We start from the raw sequence: 26090 nt of genomic DNA on the forward strand, positions 1-26090 counted from the left end.
GAGCCTACGATGTGAAGTGCGGATGCCGGGCTGTAGAGCCTGAGCCAGCACAAGGAGTGCAGTGCAGTGGTTCGTCCATCTTCACGACGAGGGTCGTTTCGACTCGCCTGGGCCCAGGCCTGGGCAGTGCGTCGCGTGCTGCTCCTGTGCGTTGTTCTGACGCCTTCCATGACCCTGGCCGACCCCTCCGTATCCCTGCAAGGCCCCAGCGGTGGCTGGCGTTATCACGGTCTCAATGACGGTGCCGACGAAGCACGCGTGGCTTACCCCACGCCGCCCTTCGACCGTGGCGCCCAGCGCGGGCGCAGTCTGATCGAGGGCACCCTGCACAATATCGGTCATCTGCGTGCGCCCCATCGGCTCGTGGTCAACGGCAGCCCGCTGCCGCTGTACACCGACGAGCAGGGCCGCTTCGCCCGGCCCTATGCCTTTGGCGCGGGCTCCAACAGCGTCGAGCTGGTGGCAGGTGAGGGGCAGTCGCTCAAACGCATTCAATTCTATGAAGCCAACAACCTGCGCACCCCGGCGCGCATCCGCATGGTGCTGGGTTGGGACGATCCCAAGGCCGAGCTCGACCTGCACGTGGTTACCCCGGATGGCCAGCACGCCTTCTGGAGCCACCCGGTGCTGACCAACGGTGGCGGCCTGGACGTGGACAGCGTCGATGGCCCCGGCCCGGAAATGTTCACCATGACCGCGCCGCTGCAGGGCACCTATCTGATCTACGTGAACTATTGGGGCAACCTGGGCAGCGGTGGTTACAACTTCGAGGCTGGTAGCAACCAGAACGAGATCATCACTGCGCAGATCAACCTGATCTTCAACGAGAACACCGTCAACGAAAAGCGCGAGACGTTCCTGGTGCCGCTGCGTGCCATTGGCGAGCTGCTTTTCGTGAAATCTTTCAATTATTGAACCCGATGCTCGGATGAACTGGGACTTTTTATGAACCGGATGATCACCGCCCACTTGCAGCGCGTCTCCACACTGGCGCTGGCTGTACTGCTTGCCGCCTGCGGTCAGGATTCCCGCGAGCTGGGTGAACGCAGTGCCCTGGGCCTGAATCTGCAGCACCCCGATGCGCTGATCGAGAGTGCCTCGCTCAGCCGTCTGCCCAAGGACCTGCTGGCGGTGCCGCTGCTGCGCGACACCCTCACCGAAGACTTCGTCTTCTACTACGAGCACAACGCCGACCGCCTCGGGCTGGTTGGAAGCCTGCGGCGGATCATCTACGAACGCGACCTGAAGCTGCGTGACAACCTGCTCGACGAGCTGCTCGACCAGCCCGCCGACGTCGCTCTGTGGAAGGGCGCCGATGGCAAGCTCAAGCATTTCCTGATGGTGATGCAGCGCGGCGGTCTGGCCAAGGTGCTGGAGCCGCTGGCCCATATCGCGCTGGACGATAGCCAGCTGAAGCAGGTTGGCGAGCTGCGCGTCGATGGCAGCAGCGTGCCGCTGTATCGTCTCAACTACCTGGGCGACCGTGCGCTGCTGCTGGCCAGCCATGGCGACAAGCTGTTGGTGCTGTCTTCACCTGGCATGCTGCTTGGCGAGGACGACAAGCTCGGCCGCGAAGCCGTGGAGTCGGTGGAGTCCCTGCTCGACGGCGACAACCCGTTTCCCAAGCGCTTCGGCCTCAAGGCCCGTGAGCAGGAGCAGCAGCGCATTTCCCTGAGTGGCGAGTATGTCGCCCTCGGCTACCAGCGCTTCTTTCCGGCCTTCGCCGGTCTGCGTTTCGAAAAAGGCGAGGGCGGCTGGAGCAGCTTCCTGGCCCTGAACGAAGTCGATGACCAGCCGCGGCTGGATTTCACGCCGATCTGGAAAGCCATGCCGATGGGCGCCAGTGCCTGTGTGGCGGTCCCCGTGGCGCCAGGTAGCGCCGAGCGGCTGCTGACCCGTGTCGGTGCCAGCAAGGCGGTCAGCGAAGATCTCGAAAAACGCCTGGGCAGCACCGCCGGTCTATGCTGGTACGCCGACTCGCGACTGCATTCGCCGTTGCTGGTCACCCACCTCGACGAGGCCGTCACACCCGAGCTCGATCAGGCCATCGGTGGTCTGTTCGACGGCATGGTCGGCGCGTTCGAACCCAATGCCGAGAACGGTCGCTTCCCGGTCGAAAGCCAGAGCACTGCCGACGGCCATACCTGGCGCCGCGAGGTGGGCTCCAATTTCGGCCAGTACCCGGCCGAGCAGAGTGCCATGCCCGATGCGCTGGTTTCCCAGGGGTTCTTCCGCGTGAGCCTGGCGCGTCAGGGGCAGACGTTGCTGTTCTCCCTGGATGACCGGTTGGTGGACAAGGCGCTCGATACGCTCGGCAAACGCTTCCCGCCGCTTGCCGAGGTGCTGCCCACCGATGGCCTGGTACCCGGCTATCTGGCACCCGAGGGGCTGTCGCGCCTGCTCGAACAGGAAACCCTGGACAGCCTGCCGGCCAACTACGAGCCGGTATTCCGCAACGCCGCCGACACGCATCTGCTGCCCAAGCTGCGTGCCATGGGCGGTTATGGCCAGTTCGCGCTGACGCTGCCGAAAGACACCGAAGCCGATGACGATTGGAAATGGGTACCACTGGAATGGCGCTCCCTGTGAAAACCCACCCAGAGGCTGCTGCGCGTCGGCCCTGCTGCGTTAAAAACAGGCTCGGAATGCTCATTTACAAACTCGTAAACTCGAGTGCGAGCCCAGTCCGTTCCTCGCCTGTTTTTGCCTTGCATGGCTCTAGCTCGCGAGCCTCTGGGCGGGTTGCAGCTATCGCAATGTTCGCCATGTTCATGGCGTTGAGCCTTTGCGCGCGCGCCGAGCAAGCGCCCGGCCTGAACCCCGAGCAGTCGCAGATCTTCCGTGCCTGGTTCGTGCGGATCGCCCAGGAACAGCTGCGCCAGGGACCGAGCCCGCGCTGGCACCAGCAGGACTGTGTCGGCCTCGTTCGCTTCGCTGCCAACGAAGCGCTCAAGGTGCATGACGCCAAGTGGCTGCACGCCAATGGCCTGTCCAATCGCTACCTGCCGCCGGAGTTGGAACTGGACGATGCTCAGCGCCGTCTGGCGCAGAACTGGCAGCAGGGCGGCGGCAAGCAGGGCCCCTACGTCAATGCGATCAAGATGATCCAGTTCAACAGCCAGTTGGTCGGCCGCGATCTGAACCAGGCCCGTCCCGGCGACCTGATGTTCTTCGATCAGGGCGACGACCAGCACCTGATGATCTGGATGGGCCGCGACATCGTTTACCACACCGGCACCACCACTCCCACGGATAACGGCATGCGTGCCGTCAGCCTGCAACAACTCATGACATGGAAGGACACCCGATGGATACCCGACGACGCCAACCCCAACTTTATCGGCATCTATCGGCTGAATTTCCTCGCGCGATGAACCGCCTGCTGGCTGTCGCGCTGCTGGCCCTGCTGCCTCTGGCTGCTCAGGCGGAGGACGAGGTGCCGGCGAGCAACTACACGCCGCTGTCCGGCGAGTCGTTCTTCCTGCTCGCCGACTCGAGCTTCGCCGCCGACGAAGTGGCCACGGTACGCCTCGAGGCGCCAGGCCGTGATTACCGCCGCTATCGCATGGAAGGCTACGGCGGGGTGGACATGCGCCTGTACCGCATCGAGCAGCCGCTGGAGTTTCTCAAGCGCCAGAAGAATCTGCACCGCGTGGTTGCCGAGGGCCAGTTCAAGGGGGAGGGGCTGTCCAATACCCTGTCCTACCTGTGGGACAACTGGTACCGCAAATCCCGTCGGGTGATGCAGCGTGCCTTCTCCTACGAGTCGCGCAAGCAGGTCACCGAGGAAGCGCCGGAGCTGAAGATGGGCCGCGCCATCGCCGCGCCCACCGAGTACACCCCGCAGGTGCAGTTCGCGCCGATGAAGGGGCTGCCGCTGGTGGCCGAGTTCCGCTATCCGTTGTGGGAAGCCAAGCCCATCGAGCCGCCAGCGGGCGTCGACCTGTCCGGCTCGTCGAGCAACTTCGTCAGTGTCGCACCGGGTAACGTCTACGTGCCGCTGGGCAAGCTGGAGCCGGGCCTGTACCTGGCCGAGGCGATCATCGGCAAGTACCGCGCCACTACCGTGGTGTTCGTTTCCAACACCGTGGCGGTGAGCAAGATCGCCGGTGGTGAACTGCTGGTGTGGACGGCCGACAAGCATCAGGGCACGCCAGTGGCGGATGCCAAGCTGCTGTGGAGCGATGGCCTGGGTGTGATGACCAGTGGCAAGACCGACGCACAAGGCTTGCTGCGCCTCGGCCATGCCAGCCCGGAGCGCTCCTACGTGATCGGCGAGGACGCCCAGGGCGGTGTGTTCGTGTCCGAAAACTTCTACTACGACAGCGAAATCTACGACACCAAGCTCTACGCCTTCACTGATCGCCCGCTGTACCGCCCCGGCGACTGGGTAGAGGTGAAGATCGTCGGCCGTGAGTTCAAGAACTCCAGTGATTCGGTGGCGGCCGGTACCGCGCCGATCAGTCTCAGCGTGCTGGACGCCAACGGCACCGTGCTGCAGACCCAGACGCTGGATTTCGACGGCGCCCGTGGCGGCCAGGGCCGCTTCCAGCTGCCGGACAACGCCGTGGCAGGCGGTTACGAGCTGCGCTTCGCCTACCGTGATCAGCTGTACAGCAGCGCCTTCCGGGTGGCCGAGTACATCAAACCGCACTTCGAAGTGTCGCTGGATCTGGACAAGCCGGACTTGCGCACCGGTGAGCCGGTCAAGGGCGCCCTGGTGCTTCTCTACCCGGATGGCAAGCCGGTGGTGGACGCCAAGGTGCAGTTGAGCCTGCGTGCCCAGCAGCTGTCGATGGTCGATAACGAGCTGCAGTACCTCGGCCAGTTCCCGGTCGAGCTGGCCAGCAGCGAAGTGAGCACCGATAGCCAGGGCCGCGCCGTGCTCGACCTGCCGGCCGCCGACAAGCCCAGCCGCTACCTGCTCAGCGTGTTCGCCAGCGATGGTGCCGCCTACCGGGTCAAGACCAGCAAGGAAATCCTCATCGAACGCGGTGCCGCGCGCTACCGCCTGAGTGCGCCACAGCGCTTCAGCTCGGCCGGTCAGGCCGTCAGTTTCAGCTACCGCAGCGAGGGTGACAGCGAGCGGCGCCCGGCTCGTTACGACTGGGTGCGCCTGGAGGATCAGAGCACCGGCAACGGCGAGCTGGCGGCGGATGCCAAGGGCTTCGAGCTGAACTTCGAACGCCCCGGTACCTACAGCGTCACCCTCAAGGACAGCAGCGGCCTGATTCTCGGCGCCACCGGCCATTCGGTCAGTGGCGAGGGCGTCAAATCCGTCGCCGGCACCATCGAGATCGTGCTCGACAAGGCCGAGTACCAGGCCGGTGAAGAAGCCCTGGCGCTGATCACGTTCCCGGAGCCGGTCAGCGATGCGCTGCTGACCCTGGAACGTGACAAGGTCGAGGCCACTGCGCTGCTCTCCAAGGGCGGCGACTGGCTCAAGCTCGAGCGCCTGTCCGACACCCAGTACCGCGCGCGTATTCCGGTCGGCAAGACCTTCTCGCCGAACATCACCTTCTCGGCGCTGTACACCCGCGGTGGTGACTACAGCTTCCAGAACGCGGGCATCAAGGTCGCTACGCCGCAGATCGACATCGCCATCAAGGCCGACAGGGAAGTGGTGGAGCCGGGCGACCTGGTCACCGTCGAGCTGAGCACCCTGTTCGAAGGCAAGCCGGTACCGACGCGTCTGACGGTCAGCGTGGTGGACGAGATGATCTACGCCTTGCAGCCGGAAATCGCCCCGGGCATCGATCAGTTCTTCTATCACCCACGGCGCAACAACGTGCGCACCAGTGCCAGCCTGTCGTTCATCAGCTATGACCTGGCCCTGCCGGGTACGCCAAGTGCACCGGGCCGCGCCAACCGCAGCGAGCGGGGCGTCAAGGTACTGGAGCGGCCACGCCGTGAAGAGGTCGACACCGCTTCCTGGCAGCCGGATCTGGTCACCGATGCGGACGGCAAGGCACGTTTCAGCTTCCGCATGCCCGACTCGCTGACCCGCTGGCGCATCACCGCCCGTGCGGTGAGCGCGGACGGGCAGGTTGGTCAGAAGCGTCAGTTCGTGCGCTCGGAGAAGCCGCTGTACCTGAAGTGGAGCGGCCCGAGCCGCTTCCGGGTCGGCGACAAGCCGGCACTTGGGCTGTTCGCCTTCAATCAGGGCGAAGCGGGCAGCAAAGCGGAACTGCTGATCCGTCATGGTGAGCAGCAACAGCGCCGTGAAGTGGTATTGGCCAAGGGCATCAACTACCTGCCCGTCGAGGACTCGGTGATCGCCGCGGGTGATTTCAGTGCCGAGCTGCGCCAGGGCGACAAGGTGGCCGATGCGCTGGCCGTGAATCTGCGCACTGTCGCGGCGGGCTGGCAGCAGGTGCGCAGCACGCGCCTGTCAGCTTTCCCGGGCAGCACGGCGTTGCAGCTGCCCGCCGATGCCAGTCAGGTACAGGTGCGCCTGGATGACAGCGGCGTCGGCCTGTTCGGTGCGGCGCTGGACGATCTGCTCGCCTACCCCTATGGCGGTGTCGAGCAGACAGCAAGCCGTCTGCTGCCGCTGAGCCTGGCCTACCCGACCCTGGCGGCAGGCGAGCCGCGGATCAAGGATCGCCTGCGTCTGGTCATGCAGAACAGCCGCCTGCGCCTGGTGCAGATGGCCGGGCCGGAAGCGACCTTCACCTGGTGGGGCGGCGATGCCGATGGCGACGCCTTCCTCACCGCCTACGCTTATTTCGCCGACTGGCACGCCAGCCGTGCGTTGGCGATCCCGTTGCCGCCCGAGCACTGGCAGCGTCTGCTGGAGCTGTATGCCAAACGCGCTCAGGACACGCCATTGCTGCAGCGCGCGCTGATCATCGCGTTCTCCCGAGACATGGGCTTGCCGGTGAAAACCCTGCTCGAAGGGCTGGTCTATGACCTGGCCGCAGCGGGCGAGGGCGAGGAAGCGGTGCTCGGCGAGGGTGACAGCCTGGTGATGGCGGCACCGGATTCCGCGCTCGGTCTGGCGATTGCCCGCGAGCTGGGCGTCAAGCTGGCGCAGCGCGCTGGCGTGCCGGTATCGGATGAGCTGCTCGCGCAGATGGAGGCTGTTCGTGGGCGTCTCGCCGAGAGCCAGTCACCCTTCGTCGATGCCGTCGGTCTGTATCTGGATGGCCCGGATCGCCAGCGGGCCCAGCGCCTGCTCGGCGAGCTGGCGCCTGCCCAGGCAGGCCTGGAGCGCGCTTTGGCGCTGACCTGGCTGCAGCCGTCGCTGGACCTGCGTAGCACGCAGCCTGCGTTGGTGCTGGAAGGCGACTGGCGGGCCGTGGAGGGGGCGACTGGCGAAACCTACTGGCAATGGAACGGCGCTCAGCCGCCCCAGGCTTTGCTGTTGGCCGGTGACCTGGATCAGCCAAGCGATGTGCGCCTCGACTACCAGAGCGCCCAGGCGGCGCCAAGCAATGTGCCGGTGACCTTGAAACGGCGGCTGCTGCGCCTGGTGCCGAGCGACAAGGCGTTCGAGTTCCGCGCCGAGGAAGTCGGCAAGGACGAGATCTCCAGTGCCGACCTGTATCTGGACGAAGTGACCCTGAGCAGCGAATCCGAGCAGACCCTGCGCTACGGCATGCTGGAAGTGCCGCTGCCACCGGGCGCCGATGTGGAACGTACCACCTGGGGCATTCAGGTAAGCGGCCTGGGTGGCGATGAAGCCTCGGCGCTGGAGAAGGCGCGCAACGAGCCGGGCGAGCTGAGCTACGCCGTACCGGTGGACAGCCTGCAGGGCGAACTGGTGTTGCGCCATCTGGTGCGTTTCTCGCAGAAGGGTGAGTTCGTACTGCCGCCGGCCCGCTACGTGCGCCTCTACGCTCCAGGCCAGCAAGCACTGGAGGCTGAACCCGCGCTGCAGAAGGTAACCGTTGAGTAAGTACGGCTTGCTCGCTTCGCTGGCCTTGCTATCCGCTTTCTCAGGGCCGGCAATGGCAGCCGAAGCGCCGCTGTCGCTGGCCTGGCAACGGGCCGATGGCAGCGAGCTGCTGCGCTTGGACGAGCAGCGGCTGCTCAGCCGCGAACCCTTATCCGAGAACCTGCAGGCGCCGCTGGGCAGCCTGTGGAAGCTGTTCGTCTATGCCTATCTGGTCGACACCAGGCAGCCGGATAACGGCTATCAGTGCCGTGGGCAGGACAAGGAAGAGGTCTATTGCTGCAACCCGGGCGGGCGCATCGACCGGGATCAGGCGCTGGTCAAATCCTGCGGCTTGTATTTCGAGCAGCAGAATCTGCAACTGGCCGAAGATGACTGGTCGCGTTACTGGCAGGCTCGAAAGGCGCCGAGCTGGATCAGCGAGCGCCAGCGCCTGGCAGCGGATACCCGCGTTTCGGTTCAGCAATTGCTGACGCAACTCGGGCAATTGCCGGCCCAGGCCGATGCCCGCAAGGTGCTGCTGGACGTGGTGCTGGGCGGCGACGGCTCGACCATCAGCGCCCTGGGCAGCCGGCTGCGGGTAAAAACCTGGAGCTGGCTGGCCGATGGCGATCCCCAGGCTCGTCAGGGCGGTTTCGCCGGTTGGCTGGCCGATGGCACGCCGGTCTGGAGCGGCGGCTCGGGCACCAGCAGCATGGTGCTCAAGCGGCATGCCGAGTCGCTTGGCCAGGTACTGCCTGCGGGGTGGCCGCGCGAGGCCGGCAGCTGCGTCGAGGTACGCCTGTTCGCCCGCTATCCTCTGCGCCAGATACGCCGTGAGGGTAATGACGTGGCCGTTGAGCCGGGTGTGCTGAATGGTCGTTACGAGGTCGAGTTCGCCAACGGCAATCGCCTGCCCATCGAAAGCCATGGTGAGCTGTTTCTCGAACGTTCCGACGAGGGACTGCAACTGACCGCTCACCTGGATCGCGAAGATTATGTCGCCCGTGTACTGGATCGCGAAGCATCGGCGCAGCCCGCCGAAGCCGCCAAGGCTCTGGCCATCGCTGCCCGTACCTACCTGCTGCAGAGCGCCGGGCGTCGCGGCGAATGTCTGCGTATCGACGACAGCAGCGCCAGTCAGCGGGTGGCGCCGCGCCCGGCCAGTCAGGGCGCACGGGATATCGCCGCGTGGACGGCCGACCTGGTGCTGGCCGGCACCCCTGTGACCTATCACACGACCCAACCCGGCCCTGATCGCCTGGCCTGGACGCAGGCCGTCGAGCAGGCTGGCAGCGGCCTGCGTTATGACGCCATCCTGGCCCGCGCCTTTCCTCGCGCCACGCTGAGCCGCTGGGACAAACCGGTAGCGGCTTGCCAACCGCTTGCCGCCGCCGAACAGTGGCTGCGCAAGCAGCGCCGCGACTGGCGTCCGCGCCTGGATCGCGAACCGGGCTACGAGGAAATCCAGCAGTTCACCGTGTGCCAGCTGGCGTCTGGCCGGCCCTATGTGGATCGCGAGCGGCAACGGATCTTCGTGCGCGGCTTCTTCTCGTTGCAAGACCGCCTCGACCTGACCCACGAGTACCTGCACCTGGCATTCATCGCTCACCCCAATGGACAGGACGAGGCCTATGTCGAAGGCCTCGCCCGCACCCTGTTACTGGAATGACATCATGGCTCTGATCAATCCCCGTTTCGTTCTCTGCCTGACCTTGCTGCCGCTCTGCGCGCTGGCCGAAGTGAGCCTCGATACACCGCGCAGTGGCTGGCGCGAAGGAGGGGCAGACGGCGCCCAGTTCATGCAGCAGGTCAACTACCCGGCATCAAGCGTCAACAGTGCCGCCAATCAGGCCGATACCGCCCGCATCAAGGGCGCGATCAGCAAGTTGGAGAAAGATGGCAAGGCACCCGGTCGCCTGGTGGTCAACGGTGTCAGCATGCCGCTGAAGATCGCCGAAGACGGCAGCTTCGATCGCCCCTTCGTATTCTCGGAGGGCAGCAACAACGTCGAGGTGCGCAGCCCCGATGGCGGGCAGCGTCGCCGCGTGCAGTTCTACAACAACGGCAGCGGCGAAACCCCGGCGCGCTTGCGGGTGGTGCTGTCCTGGGACAGCGACAACACCGACCTCGACCTGCATTTGGTGACACCCGATGGTGGCCACGTCTGGTACGGCGACCGTTCCCTGGCCAACGGTGCAGCCCTGGATGTGGACGTGACCACCGGCTACGGCCCGGAGATGATCGCCACGCCAACGCCGCTCAAGGGCCAGTACCTGGTGTACGTGAATTACTACGGCGGCGGTTACAGCTACGACGACGGCGAGAGCACTGCCCAGCAGATTCTCACCACCGGGCAGATCACCGTGATCAGCGAAGAGGGCACGGTCAACGAAAAACAGCAGAGTTTCCTCGTACCGATGCGTACACCGGGCGAGTTGACGCTGGTGAAAAGCTTCAGCTATCCATAGCCGCCCGTCTGCCCGTTCTCTCTCGATAGCCTCCTGGAGGAGCCCGCTTGCAGCCAGCAAGCGAATGGCGGGCTTCAGCATGGTTGGCAGGATCACCTGTCAACGCTGGCATTTAATATCAAAAAAAGCTTATCCACTCTTCATTATTATTCGTTTGATGAAGCCTTCTTCGTTCGTCACACTCCGTTGCATTGTCCGAATCGGTTTCTCTGCTGAAGCGGACAAGGTTGCAAACAGACGATTCCATCATCCAGGGACGGATACTCCTGCCAGCCGCCTATGGCGGTACACAGCGGGCCTTTCACGTGAGAGGCTCGATCTTTTCGACGATACCCGATGAAATCCTCAGCGCATTTTCCCCAGTGGCTGTCTGCCTTACTGCCGGATTCCCTGCACACCCGACCTCGTGAATGGAGCCGCGCCGCGCTTGGTGCCGCGACGGGTTTTCTGTTCAGCACCTGGGTGTGCAGCCATCTGTTCGGCCTGCACATGACGGTGCATTTTTCCGGGCCACTGGCGGCCTCGGCCGTGCTGTTGTTCGCAGTCTCTTCCGGCGCGCTGGCGCAGCCCTGGTCGATCCTCGGCAGCTACCTGTGTGCCTGCGTGGTCGCACTGACGATCACCCACTTCATCGATCACAGCCTGGTCGGTGCCGCGCTGGCCTTGGGCCTGAGTCTGCTGCTGATGTGTCCGCTGCGCTGCCTGCATCCGCCGGCGGGTGCCATCGCCTTCTGCATGGTGTTCGCCACGCCTGCGCCCGGTGAGCCGTTCTGGCAGCCGGCGCTGGTGGCGATGACCGCCGGCCTCGGTCTGCTGGCCTGCGCGCTGCTCTACAACAACCTGACACGCATGCCTTACCCTCGCCCGCACCCGGGAGCGTCCACGCTGCACCGCACCCGCGACCCGCTGCCCAGCGAACGTGCCGGCATCAAGGCGGGCGATCTGGATCACGCCCTGGACGAGCTTGGCGCCTTCGTCGATGTCACCCGTGAAGACCTCGAGCTGATCGTGCGCAGCACCGAGAAGCATGCCCTGCGCCGCAGCATGGGGGATATTCGGGCCGGGCAGATGATGTCCCGCGACCTGGTTCATGCCGCCCCCGCAACCCCTGTCGCCAAGGGCCTTTACCTGCTTACCCACCACCAGCTCAAGGCCTTGCCGATTCTCGACCGTGACAAGCGACTGGTGGGCATCGTCAGCCTGGTCGATCTGGTCAGCGCTCTGCGTTCCAGGCGCTTCAATCTGCGCGCGATGCTCGGTCTGCAAAAGAAGCAGGTACTGGGCGAGCTGATGACATCGCCCGTGCAGTCGGTGGATGTCGATGCCCATGTCGTCGACCTGATTGCATTGCTCTCCGACGAAGGCCTGCATTGCCTGCCGGTACTGGACGACGGGGCTCTGGTCGGGATGATCACCCAGACCGATCTGGTCGCGGCACTGCACCGCGATCTGCTCAGGCATCTGAATTGATGCATCGAATGATTCGACCTGCCCCCTTACACTGCGCATCGGATCAGGCTTGAGGAGTCGCCGGCGCCAATCGCGCTGGCTCAGCGAAGATGGATATCGACCTTACCCGCACCTTTCTGGAAATCGTCCGCAGCGGCAGCTTCATCGCCGCGGCCGAGCGCATGCACGTCACCCAGACGGCGATCACCGCGCGGATCCAGAAGCTCGAAAGCCACCTTGGCAGCACGCTGTTCGTGCGCAACCGGGCGGGCGCGCGACTGACTGCCGATGGCGAGGCATTCGTCACCTATGCCAACCAGATTCAACAGACCTGGGAAGCGGCGCAGCGTGACCTGCCGCTGCCGGATGGTTATCACAACGTCATCCACATCGGCGGCGAGGTCAGCCTGTGCAACCCGCTGATGCTGCGCTGGGTGAGCGCGATTCGCGAGAACATCGATGGTTATGCGGTGCGTGCGCAGATCGCCGAAGGAGCGAGTCTGTTACGGCAGGTGGAGCTGGGCGTGCTGGATGCGGCATTGGTCTACCAGCCCACGTACTGGGCCGGTATGCAGGTCGAGCAGGTGCTCGAGGAGAAGCTGATCCTGGTGAAGGCGGCGAACCCCGAGCCCTACGTCTACATCGACTGGGGCGACAGCTTCCGCGCGCAGCACGACCGTGCCTTGCCGGACAAGGCACGTGCGCCGGTGACCTTCAATCTCGGCCCGTTGGCGTTGCAGTACATTCTGGAGCACGGTGGGTCCGGCTACTTCCGTACCCGGGTGGTGCAGAGCTATCTGGACAGCAAGGTGCTCGAGCGGGTTAGCAAGGCGCCGGAGTTCAGCTACCCGACCTATCTGGTCTACGCCCGCGAGCGCGACTCGGCGGCTTTGCAGCAGAGCTTCACCCTGCTGCGCGAGATCGCCGCCCAGGATACCGACTGGTCACAGCGCTGGGACCCGGCGGTCTGAGCGAATCTCCCACATCTGTACAAGCCGCGACCTCGCGGCGAATGGTGGTAGCGCTGCGGTCTTGCGGCGTGGCCGCAATCATTTTCGCGCCGGGGGCGACGCTCCTACGGTCTGCGGAAATGCCGCATTAGCGTAGGAGCCGCGACCCCGCGGCGAATGGTGGTAGCGCTGGAGTGTTGCGCAATCGCCTTCGCGCCGGGGGCGACGCTCCTACGGTCGGCGGAAATGCCGCATTAGCGTAGTAGCCGCGACCTCGCGGCGAATGGTGGTAGCGCTGCGGTCTTGCGGAGTGGCCGCAATCGCCTTCGCGCCGGGGGCGACGCTCCTACGGTCGGCGTGAAGTGCCGCATTAGCGTAGGAGCCGCGACCCCGCGGCGAATGGTGGTCATACCGCCGCTTCTGCAGGATGGCTGCTATCGATTCGCCCCGAGGTCGGGGCTCCCACGGATCTGAGGACCCACGCGATCCTGTAGCCGCGACCCCGCAGGCCGGGGGGAAATCACGGCATGGCCGCAACCGTTCGCGCCGCGGGCGACGAGCCTGCGGAGCCCGTGGCGGCTGTTTTCACTTGAGGCTTTCAACCCTGACCGGCACTACGCCGGAGCGGATCATGTCCAGCGACTCCGCCGCCTTTCTAGACACATCGATGATGCGCCCACGCGAGAAAGGGCCGCGGTCGTTGATGCGCACCACCACGCTGCGGTCGTTGTTGAGGTTGGTGACCCTGACCCGGGTGCCGAAGGGCAGCGTGCGATGGGCGGCGGTCATGGCGTTCTGGTCGAAGCGTTCGCCGCTGGCGGTCCTGTTGCCGTGGTGCGCCTTGCCGTAATACGAGGCCTTGCCGTCAGCGCGGTAGTCACCGGGTACACCGCCTCCAAAGCTGCTACAGCCGGCGAGCAGGCTGAACAGCACCAGCAGACCCGATAATCGACGCATTGCTCTTCTCCATTTCCCATACGGCAGACACAAAAACGCCGGGCAACCCCGGCGTTTTCAAATCGCTCAGCCTTCGAGCTTTTTCTTCAGCAGTTCGTTCACTTGCCCCGGGTTGGCCTTGCCCTTGGAGGCTTTCATGGCCTGACCGACGAAGAAGCCGAACATTTTGCCGCGCTTGGCTTCGTCGCTGGCGCGGTACTGTTCGACCTGCTCGGCATTGGCGGCCAGCACCTCGTCGAGCATCTTTTCGATGGCGCCGGAGTCAGTGACCTGCTTGAGGCCTTTCTTCTCGATCACCTCATCCGCCGTTGCGCCTTCACCAGCGGCCAGGGCTTCGAAGACCATCTTGGCGATCTTGCCGCTGATGGTGTTGTCCTTGATGCGCAGGATCATGCCGCCCAGTTGCTCGGCGGAAACCGGCGACTGATCGATCTCCAGGTTGTCCTTGTTGAGCAGGCTGGACAGCTCGCCCATCACCCAGTTGGCCGCCAGCTTGGCATCGCCACAGGTTTTCTCGACGGCTTCGAAGTAGTCGGCCAGCTCACGGCTCGCGCTCAATACGCTGGCGTCGTAAGTGGACAGCGCATATTGGCTTTCGAAGCGCTCGCGTTTTTGCGGCGGCAGCTCGGGCAGCTTGCCGCGCAGGTCGTCGAGGAAGCTCTGCTCGATCACCACCGGCAGCAGGTCAGGGCAGGGGAAGTAACGGTAGTCGTTGGCTTCTTCCTTGCTGCGCATGGACTTGGTTTTGTTGGCTGCTACGTCATACAGAACGGTTTCCTGCACGATTTTGTTGCCAGACTCTATTTCGTCGATCTGCCACTCGATCTCGGTATTGATCGCGCGCTCAATAAATTTGAAAGAGTTGACGTTTTTAATCTCGCGACGGGTGCCGAACTCGGCCTGGCCTTTCGGGCGTACCGACACGTTGCAGTCGCAGCGCAGCGAACCTTCGGCCATATTGCCGTCGCAGATGCCGAGGTAGCGCACCAGGGCGTGGATCGCCTTGACGTAGGCCACCGCTTCCTTGGCGGAGCGGATGTCCGGTTCGGAGACGATTTCCAGCAGCGGTGTGCCGGCACGGTTTAGGTCGATGCCACTCATGCCCTGGAAGTCTTCGTGCAGGCTCTTGCCGGCATCTTCTTCCAGGTGCGCGCGGGTGATGCCGATGCGCTTGACGGTACCGTCTTCCAGGGTGATGTCGAGGAAGCCCTTGCCGACGATGGGGTGGTCCATCTGGCTGGTCTGGTAGCCCTTCGGCAGGTCCGGGTAGAAGTAGTTCTTGCGGGCGAAGACGTTACGCTCGGCGATCTCGGCGTCGATGGCCAGGCCGAACTGGCAGGCCATGCGCACGGCTTCGGCGTTGAGCACCGGCAGGGTGCCGGGCATGCCGAGGTCGACCAGGCTGGCCTGGGTATTGGGCTCGGCGCCGAAGGTGGTGGCGCTGGCCGAGAAAATCTTCGATTGAGTGCTGAGCTGAGCGTGGATCTCGAGCCCGATCACTGTTTCCCATTGCATATCTTGATCCTTCCTCAGAAGCCGCTCGGTGCTTGTTTGTGCCAGTCGCTGACCTGCTGGTACTGATGTGCGACGTTCAGCAGGCGGCCCTCCTGAAAGTAGTTGCCGAGCAACTGCACGCCGACCGGCAGACCGTCGACGAAGCCCGCAGGCATCGACAGGCCCGGGATCCCGGCGAGGTTGGCGGTGATGGTGTAGATGTCTTCCAGATAGGCCGACACCGGATCCGCGTTCTTCTCGCCCAGTTTCCAGGCCAGGTTCGGCGTGGTCGGGCCAAGGATCACGTCGACGTCCTTGAAGGCGGCGACGAAGTCGTTCTTGATCAGGCGGCGGATCTTCTGCGCCTTGAGGTAGTAGGCGTCGTAGTAGCCAGCGGACAGCGCGTAGGTGCCGACCATGATGCGGCGTTTCACTTCTGCGCCGAAGCCCTCTTCGCGGGAGCGCTTGTACAGGTCTTGCAGGTCCTTCGGGTTTTCGCAGCGGTAGCCGAAGCGCACGCCGTCGAAACGCGACAGGTTGGAGCTGGCTTCCGCCGGAGCGATCACGTAGTAGGCCGCAATGGCGTGCTGCAGGTTTGGCAGACTGATGTCCTTGACGGTGGCGCCGAGCTTTTTCAGCGCCTCGACCACGGCCAGGATCTTCTCGCCGATGCGGGCGTCGAGGCCGGCGCCGAAGTATTCCTTCGGCAGACCGATGCGCAGGCCGCTCAGGGGCTGGGCGAGGGTGGCCAGGTAATCATCCACCGGCTGATCGACACTGGTCGAATCCTTCGGGTCGAAACCGGCGATGGCGCCGAGCAGCAGGGCGCAGTCTTCGGCGGTGCGGGCCAGCGGGCCGCCCTGGTCGAGGCTCGAGGCGTAGGCGATCATGCCCCAGCGCGAAACGCGACCGTAGGTCGGCTTGATGCCGGTCAGGTTGGTCAGCGCGGCCGGCTGGCGGATCGAGCCGCCGGTGTCGGTGCCGGTGGCTGCGGGCAGCAGGCGTGCAGCCACCGCGGCGGCCGAGCCACCCGACGAGCCGCCCGGTACGCGGGTCAGATCCCAGGGGTTCTTGACCGGGCCGTAGTGGCTGGATTCGTTGGCCGAGCCCATGGCGAACTCGTCCATGTTCAGCTTGCCCAGGCTCACGGTCCCTGCGGCGGCGAGCTTCTCGACCACGGTGGCATCGTAGGGGGCCTTGAAGCCGGTGAGGATCTTCGAGCCACAGCTGGTCAGCACGCCCTTGGTGCAGAACAGGTCCTTGTGGGCGATCGGCGCGCCGAGGAGCGAATTGTTTTCACCAGCGGCGCGGCGCTGATCGGCGGCCTTGGCCTGCTCGAGGGCGAGGTCGGCGGTCACGGTGATGAAGCTGTTGAGCTGCGGATCGAGCTGTTCGATACGCGTCAGCAGGCTCTGGGTCAGCTCGGTGGATGAGAACTGCTTGTCGGCGAGTGCGCGAGCGATCTCGGCCAGGGTCATTTGATGCATGGCAGGGCGCTTTCCTTACTCGATGACTTTGGGAACCAGGTACAGGCCGCTTTCCACGGCTGGGGCGATGGCCTGATAGGCGTCGCGCTGGTTCGCTTCGGTAACGGCGTCGGCGCGCAGGCGCTGAGTGGTCTCCAGCGGATGCGCCAGAGGCTCGATGCCGTCGGTATCGACCGCCTGCATGCTGTCGATCAGGCCGAGAATGTTGTTCAGGGTTGCGGTGGTGTGTGGCAGTTCGCCTTCACTCAGGCCCAGTCGGGCCAGGTGTGCGATCTTTTCCACCTCGGAGCGTTCAAGCGCCATCGGGTTCTCCTATAAAGGCAGCCACCAGAGGGCTGCCAGTGAAAATATGAGCGGTTGCCATGCACGGGGGGCAGGGAACGGATGCGTCTGGCCGGCGGTCAAAGGCGGCGATATGTGGCTTGGGGCGAGCCTGGTAGCGCATGACAGGGTTTCGCCGCTGTCGTCGCCAGTGTCGAAGATGCCTCAAAGCCGCGGAAAAACAGGCAATCTAACATATTGGTGCCTTGCTCAAAATCCCTGCCGTTGTTAGAGTTTGCCGCACTTTTTTACCTGCGTGTTTTCTTGCGCTGTATCTTTACCCACGCGTTGCCTAGGGTCCCTATCCCATGTTCAAAAAACTGCGTGGCATGTTTTCCAGCGATCTGTCGATTGACCTGGGCACTGCCAATACCCTTATTTATGTTCGCGAGCGCGGCATCGTCCTGAACGAGCCGTCGGTCGTCGCCATCCGTACCCATGGCAATCAGAAAAGTGTTGTAGCCGTCGGCACCGACGCCAAGCGCATGCTGGGTCGTACGCCAGGCAATATCGCCGCCATCCGTCCGATGAAGGACGGTGTGATCGCCGACTTCAGCGTCTGCGAAAAGATGCTTCAGTACTTCATCAACAAGGTTCACGAGAACAGCTTCCTGCAGCCTTCGCCGCGCGTGCTGATCTGCGTGCCGTGCAAATCGACCCAGGTCGAGCGCCGTGCCATCCGTGAATCCGCGCTGGGTGCCGGCGCTCGCGAAGTGTTCCTGATCGAAGAGCCGATGGCCGCTGCCATCGGTGCCGGCCTGCCGGTCGAAGAAGCCCGTGGTTCGATGGTCGTCGATATCGGTGGCGGTACCACCGAGATCGCGCTGATCTCCCTGAACGGTGTGGTTTACGCCGAATCTGTACGGGTCGGTGGCGACCGTTTCGACGAAGCCATCATCACCTACGTACGCCGCAACTACGGCAGCCTGATCGGCGAGTCCACCGCCGAGCGCATCAAGCAGGAAATCGGTACCGCCTACCCGGGTGGCGAACTGCGTGAAGTCGACGTACGTGGTCGCAACCTGGCCGAGGGCGTACCGCGCAGCTTTACCCTCAATTCCAATGAGGTGCTCGAGGCGCTGCAGGAATCTCTGGCGACCATCGTTCAGGCGGTCAAGAGCGCCCTGGAGCAATCGCCTCCAGAGCTGGCTTCGGATATCGCCGAGCGCGGCCTGGTGCTGACCGGTGGCGGTGCGCTGCTGCGCGACCTGGACAAACTGCTGTCCCAGGAAACCGGCCTGCCGGTGATCGTCGCCGAAGACCCGCTGACCTGCGTCGCCCGTGGCGGCGGCAAGGCGCTGGAAATGATGGATCGCCACACCATGGATCTGTTGTCCACCGAATAAGGCGCACGCCTTTCGCTGCAGCAGTCAGGACGCCGCATGCAGCTCCCGGAAATCAGTCGTCGATGTTTCGGCGCGATGTTTCCGGGAGCGCGGTATCCTGCCATGCGTTGCCGGAGCACCTGGCAAGGGAAAACCACGGACGGCTAGTCCATTCCCTGCGTTCTGAGCCTGATCGGCTGCTGTCCGTGCCCAGGTAGCAACGCGGCTTGCGCTGAAACGTCAACAGACCCTAGCTGCGAGGTAATCGCCATAAAGCCGCTATTCGCCAAAGGTCCTTCGCTCGGTATCCGCCTGTTGGTGTTCGCCGTGCTGTCGTCTGCGTTGATGGTCGTCGATGCTCGCCTGACCGTTCTGCAGTCGGTACGCAGCCAGATTGGCCTGATCGTCGAGCCGGTGTACTGGCTGGGGCGTTTCCCGGTGACCCTGTGGGAAAGCGCGACCCAGGAGCTCAGCTCGCGCAACGAGCTGGCGGCCGAGAACGAGAAGCTCAAGGCCGAGCAATTGATGATGCAGCGTCGCCTGCAGAAGCTGGCCGCGTTGACCGAGCAGAACGTGCGCCTGCGCGAACTGCTCAATTCGTCTGCCCTGGTCGATGACGAGGTGCTGGCCACCGAACTGATCGGTATCGACCCCAACCCCTTCACTCACCGCATTCTCATCGACAAGGGCGAGAAGGATGGTGTCGTGCTTGGTCAGCCGGTGCTCGATGCCCGCGGGCTGATGGGCCAGGTGGTCGAGGTCATGCCGTACACCTCTCGCGTCCTGTTGCTCACCGATACCACCCACAGCATTCCGGTGCAGGTCAACCGCAACGGCCTGCGCGCCATCGCCACCGGCACCGGCAACCCGGAGCGCCTGGAGCTGCGTCATGTCGCCGATACCGCGGATATCCGCGAGGGCGATCTGCTGGTCAGTTCCGGCCTGGGGCAGCGCTTCCCGGCCGGTTACCCGGTGGCGACGGTGACCGAGGTGGTGCATGACTCCGGCCAACCCTTCGCCATCGTCCGTGCCGTGCCGACCGCCAACCTCAATCGCACCCGTTACATGCTGCTGGTGTTCACCGACCCGCGAACGCCGGAACAGCGCGCTACCGAGTCGGCCGAAGCCCAGGAAGAGGTCGACCGCAAGGCGCTCGAAGGCGAAATGCCGTCCGAGGCCATCACGCCGCCTGCCGATGAACCAAGCCCGGCGCCTGCCAACGGTGAGGAGGCCAGCCAATGATCGCTGCTCGCTCGAACAATCTCTGGGTGATCTGGGCCAGCATGGGGCTTGCGCTGTTGCTCAGCGTGTCCACCCTGCCGCGCTTCATGGAGATCGGTCGGCCGCTTTGGCTGGCGCTGTTTCTCACCTACTGGGTGCTGGCCGTACCGCACCGTGTCGGCATGACCAGCGCCTGGTGCGTCGGTCTGCTGGCTGACGTGCTCAACGGCACCCTGCTGGGGCAGAACGCGCTGATCCTCACGCTGACCACGTTCATGGTGCTGAGCCTGCATCAGCGTTTGCGCATGTTCCCCATGTGGCAGCAGAGCATGGTGCTGCTGGTGGTGTTCGGCGTGGCGCAACTGGTGCAGTTGTGGCTCAACGCATTGACCGGCAACCGGCCGCCGATTCTGGTGTTCATACTGCCCGCGCTGGTCAGTGCCCTGCTCTGGCCGTGGGTCTGTACCTTGCTGCGTGCCGTGCATCGTCGTCTGGGTGTCAACTGAAACGCGCTGCGGCGCCTGCTTGTGAGACGTCTGCATGGCAACGCTTTACCTGGCTTCCGCTTCACCGCGCCGCAGTGAGCTGCTGACGCAGATCGGCGTTGCCTTCACCACCCGGATCGTGCCCATCGATGAAACGCCGCAGCCTGGCGAGGCGCCAGCGACCTACGTCGAGCGCCTGGCACGGGCCAAGGCGGCGGCGGTGCTCGATAGCCTGCCCGAGCGTGAGGGTGCGGTGGTACTGGGTTCCGATACCGCAGTGGTGCTCGATGGGCGCATCCTCGGCAAGCCTCTCGACCGTGACGATGCGGTGGCCACGCTGACCGCCTTGTCCGGCCGTGAGCATCAGGTGCTCACCGCCGTCGCGCTGATCAGCGACGAGCGCAGCAGCGCACGGGTGGTGACCAGCAGCGTACGCTTCAAAGCGCTCGAGCAGACACAGATCGAAGCGTATTGGGCCACCGGTGAGCCGCGCGACAAGGCAGGCAGTTATGGTATTCAAGGGTTGGCTGCGGTCTTCGTCAGCCAGATGCAGGGCAGTTATTCAGCGGTGGTCGGCCTGCCGTTGTGCGAGACTGCCGAACTGCTCGCGGAATTCGCGATTCCGTGCTGGCAATGACTGCCAGCGCATAACCCAGAGGTTGCAGGCCGCGATGGGCCGGGCTCGACTGAGTCTGCCGCTGCTTTCAGCTTCATCTCAAGCAGAGATGGGCGCATGAGTGAAGAGATTCTGATCAACATCACGCCGATGGAGTCGCGCGTGGCGGTGGTGGAAAACGGTGTCCTGCAGGAAGTGCACGTCGAGCGCACCCAGCGTCGCGGCATCGTCGGCAACATCTACAAGGGCAAGGTCGTGCGCGTGCTACCCGGCATGCAGGCAGCCTTCGTCGATATCGGCCTGGAGCGGGCGGCGTTCATTCACGCCTCGGAAATTTCCAGCCGTGAAGGCAGCGCGGTGGAAACCATCAGCGCGCTGGTGCACGAGGGCCAGAGCCTGACGGTGCAGGTCACCAAGGACCCCATCGGCAGCAAGGGCGCACGGCTGACCACGCAGTTGTCCATTCCCTCGCGCTATCTGGTGTACATGCCGCGCACCAGTCACGTGGGCATTTCCCTGAAGATCGAAGACGAATCCGAGCGCGAGCGCCTCAAGCAGGTGGTCGCCGACTGCGTGGCCGCCGAAGGCATCGCCGAGGCCGGTGGCTTCATCCTGCGCACTGCCGCCGACGGCGCGCGTGCCGAAGAGATCCTCGTGGACATCCGTTACCTGCGCCGCCTGTGGGCGCAGATCGGCGAGCAGATGAAGAGTGCGCCGACCCCCTCGGTGATCTACGAAGACCTCAGTCTGGCCCTGCGCACCCTGCGCGACCTGGTCGGCCCGCGTACCGAGAAGATTCGCGTCGACTCCCGGGAAACCTTCCAGAAGATCACCGGGTTCGTTGCCGAGCTGATGCCGGAGATCTCCGATCGCCTGGAACATTATCCGGGCGAGCGGCCGATCTTCGACCTGCATGGCATCGAAGACGAGATCCAGAAGGCACTGGAGCGCAAGGTGCCGCTCAAGTCCGGTGGCTATCTGATCATCGACCCGGCCGAGGCGATGAGCACCATCGACGTGAATACCGGCGCCTTCGTCGGCCATCGCACGCTCGAAGAAACCATCTTCAAGACCAACCTCGAGGCGGCCACCGCCATCGCCCGGCAACTGCGCCTGCGCAACCTGGGCGGGATCATCATCATCGACTTCATCGACATGGAGGACGAAGAGCATCAGCGCCAGGTGCTGCGCACCCTGGAAAAGCAGCTGGAGCGAGATCACGCCAAGACCAACATCATCGGCATTACCGAGCTCGGCCTGGTACAGATGACCCGCAAGCGCACCCGGGAGAGCCTCGAGCAGGTGCTGTGCGAGCCGTGCAGTCACTGTCAGGGCCGCGGCAAACTGAAGACGGCGGAAACCACCTGTTACGAGATCTTCCGCGAGATCCTTCGCGAGGCCCGCGCCTACCAGCCAGAAGGCTATCGCGTGCTGGCCAACCAGAAGGTGGTCGACCGCCTGCTCGACGAGGAGTCGGGCAACGTCGCCGACCTCGAAGCATTCATTGGACGAACCATCAAGTTCCAGGTCGAAACCATGTACTCCCAGGAACAATACGATGTGGTGCTGCTATAACGGGGCCCGGCCGGGCCGGGGCGTGAACTGAATGGAGCGGCTGGGGCTGGCCTTCGCCGCGCTGCTGCGTTGGAGTCTGGGGCTGTGCGCCCTGGGTTTGGTGCTGGCCGCCTTTTACGTGAGCCTCGGTCGTCAGCTGGTGCCGCTGGTCGCCGAGTACCGGGTAGAGGCGCAAGCCCAAGCCACCCAGGCACTGGGCTTGCCGGTCACCATTGGCGCACTCGAAGGTCACTGGAGCGGTTTCTCGCCATTGCTGACGGTGCGCGATCTTCGCCTTGGCGAGGGTGATCAGGGCCTGGCTCTTGAGCATGTGCGGGTGGTGCCCGACCTGCTTGGCAGTCTGATGGCCTGGCAGCCGCGTATCGCCGAGCTGCAACTCGACGGCCTGAGCCTGACGCTGCGCCAGGACGCGCAGGGCGCATGGCGCGTGGAAGGTCTGCCTCAGCGGCAGAATCAACCCCCGCTGGACATCGCCAAGATGCTGCGCCAGTCGCAGATGGTCAGCCGCATCGCGCTCTTCGACAGCCAGGTGAGCGTTCAGGCTCAGGATCTGAAACCCTTCAGTCTTACCGCCATCAACCTGAGCCTGAGTAATGGCAGCTCTCGCCAGCGTCTGGATGCCCGTGTGCAACTGCCGGACGGTCAGCCACTCGCCCTGCAGGTGCGGACGCGCATGCAGGCCGAGCACTGGCAGGACATGCGCGCCGAGTTCTACCTCAGTGCACCGCAGAGCGACTGGGCCACCTGGCTGCCGCCAGCCCTGACCCGCGAGTGGCACCTCGATCACTTGCAACTCGGTGGCGAGGCGTGGGGGCTCTGGGACAAGCGCAACCTGCAACGTGCCGTCACCCGCCTGCACGCCCCGCAGTTGGCAGGGCGTTATGGCGAGCGCAAGGCCGTGGCACTGAACGACCTGTCCCTGAATGCTTATTTCGAGCGCAAGGAGGGCGACTTCGATCTGTTGCTCGACGACTTCGCCTTCAGCCGTGGCGACGACCGCTGGGGCGAGGCGCGTATTGCCCTCGGCCATCAGGCGGCCAGTGGCGAGCAGTCGCAGCGCTGGAGTCTGAGCGCCGATCGCCTCGACGTCGGGCCCCTGGTGCCTTTGGTGGAGGGCCTGGCACCGATGCCGGAAGCTGCCCTGGACCTGCTGCAGACCCTCAAGCCCCATGGTGCCTTGCGCAACCTCAACGCCAGCTTCCGCCCCGAGTTCGAAGGACCGGAGCGCCTGCAGTTCTCAGCCAATCTGGAGCGTGTCGGCTTTTCCGCCTGGCACGCCTCGCCTGCCGTCGAGAATGGCAGCGGCAGCATCACCGGCGATCTGGGCCAGGGCGAGCTGAAGGTCGACAGCGAAGATTTCTCACTGCACCTCACCACCCTGTTCCCAAAAGCCTGGAAGTACCAGCAAGCCAAGGGCCGGCTGACCTGGACGCTCGACGATCAGGGCTTCACCCTGCGCGCGCCGTACCTGCAGGTGGAAGGCGAGGAGGGCAAGATCGCTGGCGATTTCCTGATTCGCATGCTCAAGGATCCCGAGCGCGAGGACTACATGGATCTGCGTGTCGGCATGCGTGACGGCGATGCGCGGTTCACCGAGAAGTACCTGCCGACCCCAGTGCTCAGTCCGGCCCTGGACGAGTGGCTGAAAACCGCGATTCGCGGTGGCAAGGTGGAAGAAGGCTATTTCCAGTACCAGGGGTCGATCAACCGCAACCCGGATCCTGCCGTGCGCAGCATCAGCCTGTTCTTCGCGGTGCAGGACGCCGAGCTGGCCTTCCAGCCCGGTTGGCCAGCGCTGCACGATGCCCGTGGTCAGGTGCTGATCGAGGACAGTGGCGTTCGGGTGCGCGTCTCCGAAGGGCGTATCCTCGACAGCCAGGTGCGTGAGGCCTATGCCGACATCCCTCATGTCGAGGCTGGAGAAACACCGCACCTCAAGCTCAAGGGCAAGCTGCAGAGCAGTGTCGGCGATGGCTTGAAGATCCTTCAGGAAACGCCCCTCGGGGTTGCCGATACCTTCGCCGGTTGGAAAGGCACAGGTGCCCTGAGTGGCGCGCTGGATCTGGATATACCGCTGCACAAGGGCGAACAGGCCAACGTGGTCGTCGACTTCAGTGCCGACAAGGCGTCGCTGAAAATCAGCAAGCCGGCGCTGGAGCTGAGCGAGGTGACTGGAGACTTTCGTTTCGACACCAGCAAGGGCCTTAGCGCACCCTCGATCAGTGCCCGCGCGCTGGGCCATGCGGTGACCGGCAAGGCCATTGCCGATGGCCGGCCCGGTCATTCGCGCAGCCGCATCGAGGCCAATGGCATCATTCCCCTGGCTAATCTCACTGGCTGGCTGGGTGTCAAGCAGCCGTTGCCTGCCCAGGGAAATGTGCCGTATCGCTTGCGCCTGAGTCTCGAGGGGGCGGACAGCCAACTGCGTGTCGACTCCAACCTCAAGGGCCTGAGCATCGGCCTGCCTGCGCCGTTCGGCAAAACCGCCAGCGAGGAGCGCTACGCCGACTGGCGCATGACGTTTGGCAGTGGCGAGCAGCGCTACTGGCTCGATTACGCCAATGTCGCCAGCTTTACCCTGGCAGCGCCGCCCGGGCAGTTCAATCAGAGCCGTGGCGAGCTGCGCCTGGGCGACGGCCCGGCGATCCTGCCAACCGCGCGTGGCGTGCGGGTTCGCGGTCGGGTAGCGGAAGTGAACCTGGCGGCTTGGCAAGAGGCCATCAAACCCTACGAGCAGACTTCGCGTCAGGATGCCCAACAACTGTTTACCGATGCCGAACTGCGCATTGGCCGCTTCGAGGGGCTTGGCCAGAAGCTCGACGATCTCGACGTCGGCTTCCGGCCCATCGATGGCGGCTGGTCGCTGAGTGTGGACAGTGCGCTGGCCAAGGGCCGTGTCGACCTGTTCGAGGCCAGTGGTCGGCCTATCGTCGCCGATCTGGAATATGTGCGTCTGCCTGCCGCCAAGCCGAAAACCGCTGATGCGCCGGAGCCCGAGGCGCCGGACCCGTTGGCTGATTTCGATCCGCGGCAGATTCCGGCGCTGGATCTGCGCGTCGCCCATGTGTTCCAGGGTGAAGACGACATGGGCGCCTGGTCGTTGAAAGCCCGTCCGGATGCCCAGGGCGTGCAGTTCAGCGATCTGGATATCAACCTCAAGGGATTACGCCTTGGCGGTGCCATCGGCTGGCAGGGCGTGCCGGGGCAGACGCGCAGCTGGTACAAGGGGCGCATGCAGGGCGAAAAGCTCTCCGAAGTCCTCAAGGCCTGGGGCTACGCCCCCTCGGCGACCAGCGAGAGTTTCCGTCTGGACGCCGATGGGCACTGGCCCGGCTCACCGGCCTGGTTCAGCCTCAAGCGTTATTCGGGCAGCCTCGATGCGGCGCTGCGCAAGGGCCAGTTCGTCGACGTGCAGGGCTCGGCGTCGGCGCTGCGGGTGTTCGGCCTGCTCAATTTCAATTCCATTGGCCGCCGTCTGCGCCTGGACTTCTCCGATCTGCTCGGCAAGGGCCTGAGTTATGACCGGGTGAAAGGCAATCTGAATGCAACGGATGGCGTGTTCGTCACTCAGGAGCCGATCACCATGACGGGCCCGTCGAGCAATCTGGAATTGAATGGCACCCTGAACATGATCGACCAGGGCATCGATGCCAAGTTGCTGGTGACCCTGCCGGTCACCAACAACCTGCCGCTGGCCGCGCTGATCGTCGGCGCTCCTGCCATTGGGGGGGCCCTGTTCATCGCCGACAAGCTGCTCGGTGACCGCGTGGCGCGTTTCGCCAGCGTGCAGTACGACGTCAAGGGCACCCTGCACGATCCGCAATTGACCTTCGACAAACCGTTCGAGAAACCCAACTGACCCT

General features: G+C 64.3%; 18 protein-coding genes. 14 read left to right on the top strand and 4 right to left on the bottom strand.

The window, feature by feature from the left end:
* Window positions 1-168: 168 nt before the first annotated feature.
* The 8 genes from FHR27_RS25490 to FHR27_RS25525 all read left to right on the top strand — a co-directional run bounded on the left by FHR27_RS25490 (window position 169) and on the right by FHR27_RS25525 (window position 12767).
* A complete protein-coding gene (locus FHR27_RS25490; protein ID WP_218878534.1) occupies window positions 169-915 on the top strand; it encodes a YfaP family protein in 747 nt (248 codons plus the stop codon).
* Window positions 916-945: 30 nt separating this feature from the next.
* Entirely contained in the window at window positions 946-2589 is a 1644-nt protein-coding gene (locus FHR27_RS25495; protein WP_179539908.1) for a DUF2138 domain-containing protein, read from the top strand.
* Window positions 2590-2756: 167 nt separating this feature from the next.
* Window positions 2757-3374: a DUF1175 domain-containing protein gene (locus FHR27_RS25500; RefSeq protein WP_042554781.1), complete on the top strand. Its 618-nt coding sequence runs from the start codon at window positions 2757-2759 to the stop codon at window positions 3372-3374.
* The gene (locus FHR27_RS25505; protein WP_218878535.1) at window positions 3371-7900 is read left to right on the top strand and encodes an alpha-2-macroglobulin family protein; all 4530 of its coding nucleotides are present in this window, start codon (window positions 3371-3373) and stop codon (window positions 7898-7900) included. Before FHR27_RS25500 ends, FHR27_RS25505 begins: the two co-directional genes overlap by 4 nt.
* Window positions 7901-7952: 52 nt before the next feature.
* Window positions 7953-9548: a DUF2300 domain-containing protein gene (locus FHR27_RS25510; RefSeq protein ID WP_179540164.1), complete on the top strand. Its 1596-nt coding sequence runs from the start codon at window positions 7953-7955 to the stop codon at window positions 9546-9548.
* 4 nt (window positions 9549-9552) lie between these two features.
* Complete coding sequence (locus tag FHR27_RS25515; protein WP_042554784.1) at window positions 9553-10347, top strand: YfaP family protein; 795 nt, start codon at window positions 9553-9555, stop codon at window positions 10345-10347.
* A gap of 336 nt (window positions 10348-10683) precedes the next feature.
* The gene (locus tag FHR27_RS25520) at window positions 10684-11817 is read left to right on the top strand and encodes an HPP family protein (protein WP_179539910.1); all 1134 of its coding nucleotides are present in this window, start codon (window positions 10684-10686) and stop codon (window positions 11815-11817) included.
* Between the two features lie 89 nt (window positions 11818-11906).
* Window positions 11907-12767: a LysR family transcriptional regulator gene (locus tag FHR27_RS25525; protein WP_042554786.1), complete on the top strand. Its 861-nt coding sequence runs from the start codon at window positions 11907-11909 to the stop codon at window positions 12765-12767.
* 564 nt (window positions 12768-13331) lie between these two features.
* Here FHR27_RS25525 and FHR27_RS25530 read toward each other — a convergent pair.
* From FHR27_RS25530 to gatC, 4 genes are all read right to left on the bottom strand, one after another.
* Window positions 13332-13703 (bottom strand): septal ring lytic transglycosylase RlpA family protein, encoded by a 372-nt coding sequence (locus FHR27_RS25530; protein WP_179539911.1) that lies wholly within the window; start codon window positions 13701-13703, stop codon window positions 13332-13334.
* Between the two features lie 66 nt (window positions 13704-13769).
* Window positions 13770-15218: an Asp-tRNA(Asn)/Glu-tRNA(Gln) amidotransferase subunit GatB gene (gatB, locus tag FHR27_RS25535; RefSeq protein ID WP_042554788.1), complete on the bottom strand. Its 1449-nt coding sequence runs from the start codon at window positions 15216-15218 to the stop codon at window positions 13770-13772.
* A gap of 14 nt (window positions 15219-15232) precedes the next feature.
* Window positions 15233-16684 (bottom strand): Asp-tRNA(Asn)/Glu-tRNA(Gln) amidotransferase subunit GatA, encoded by a 1452-nt coding sequence (gene gatA, locus FHR27_RS25540; RefSeq protein ID WP_042554789.1) that lies wholly within the window; start codon window positions 16682-16684, stop codon window positions 15233-15235.
* A 15-nt stretch (window positions 16685-16699) separates the two neighbouring features.
* Window positions 16700-16987: an Asp-tRNA(Asn)/Glu-tRNA(Gln) amidotransferase subunit GatC gene (gatC, locus tag FHR27_RS25545; protein WP_042554790.1), complete on the bottom strand. Its 288-nt coding sequence runs from the start codon at window positions 16985-16987 to the stop codon at window positions 16700-16702.
* Between the two features lie 326 nt (window positions 16988-17313).
* On the opposite strand from gatC, the gene mreB reads away from it, so the two are divergent.
* The 6 genes from mreB (at window position 17314) to FHR27_RS25575 (ending at window position 26086) form a co-directional block, all read left to right on the top strand.
* Entirely contained in the window at window positions 17314-18351 is a 1038-nt protein-coding gene (mreB, locus tag FHR27_RS25550; RefSeq protein WP_042554791.1) for a rod shape-determining protein MreB, read from the top strand.
* Window positions 18352-18636: 285 nt separating this feature from the next.
* Window positions 18637-19572: a rod shape-determining protein MreC gene (mreC, locus tag FHR27_RS25555; RefSeq protein WP_042554792.1), complete on the top strand. Its 936-nt coding sequence runs from the start codon at window positions 18637-18639 to the stop codon at window positions 19570-19572.
* A complete protein-coding gene (mreD, locus tag FHR27_RS25560) occupies window positions 19569-20057 on the top strand; it encodes a rod shape-determining protein MreD (RefSeq protein ID WP_042554793.1) in 489 nt (162 codons plus the stop codon). Before mreC ends, mreD begins: the two co-directional genes overlap by 4 nt.
* A gap of 34 nt (window positions 20058-20091) precedes the next feature.
* Window positions 20092-20673, top strand: a complete 582-nt coding sequence (locus FHR27_RS25565) for a Maf family protein (RefSeq protein WP_042554794.1) — start codon at window positions 20092-20094, stop codon at window positions 20671-20673.
* 96 nt (window positions 20674-20769) lie between these two features.
* Window positions 20770-22227: a ribonuclease G gene (rng, locus tag FHR27_RS25570; RefSeq protein WP_042554795.1), complete on the top strand. Its 1458-nt coding sequence runs from the start codon at window positions 20770-20772 to the stop codon at window positions 22225-22227.
* Window positions 22228-22258: 31 nt separating this feature from the next.
* Entirely contained in the window at window positions 22259-26086 is a 3828-nt protein-coding gene (locus FHR27_RS25575; protein ID WP_179539912.1) for a YhdP family protein, read from the top strand.
* Window positions 26087-26090: the final 4 nt, after the last annotated feature.

Source organism: Pseudomonas flavescens (assembly GCF_013408425.1).
In the GTDB taxonomy this organism is placed as follows: Bacteria; Pseudomonadota; Gammaproteobacteria; order Pseudomonadales; family Pseudomonadaceae; genus Aquipseudomonas; species Aquipseudomonas fulva_A.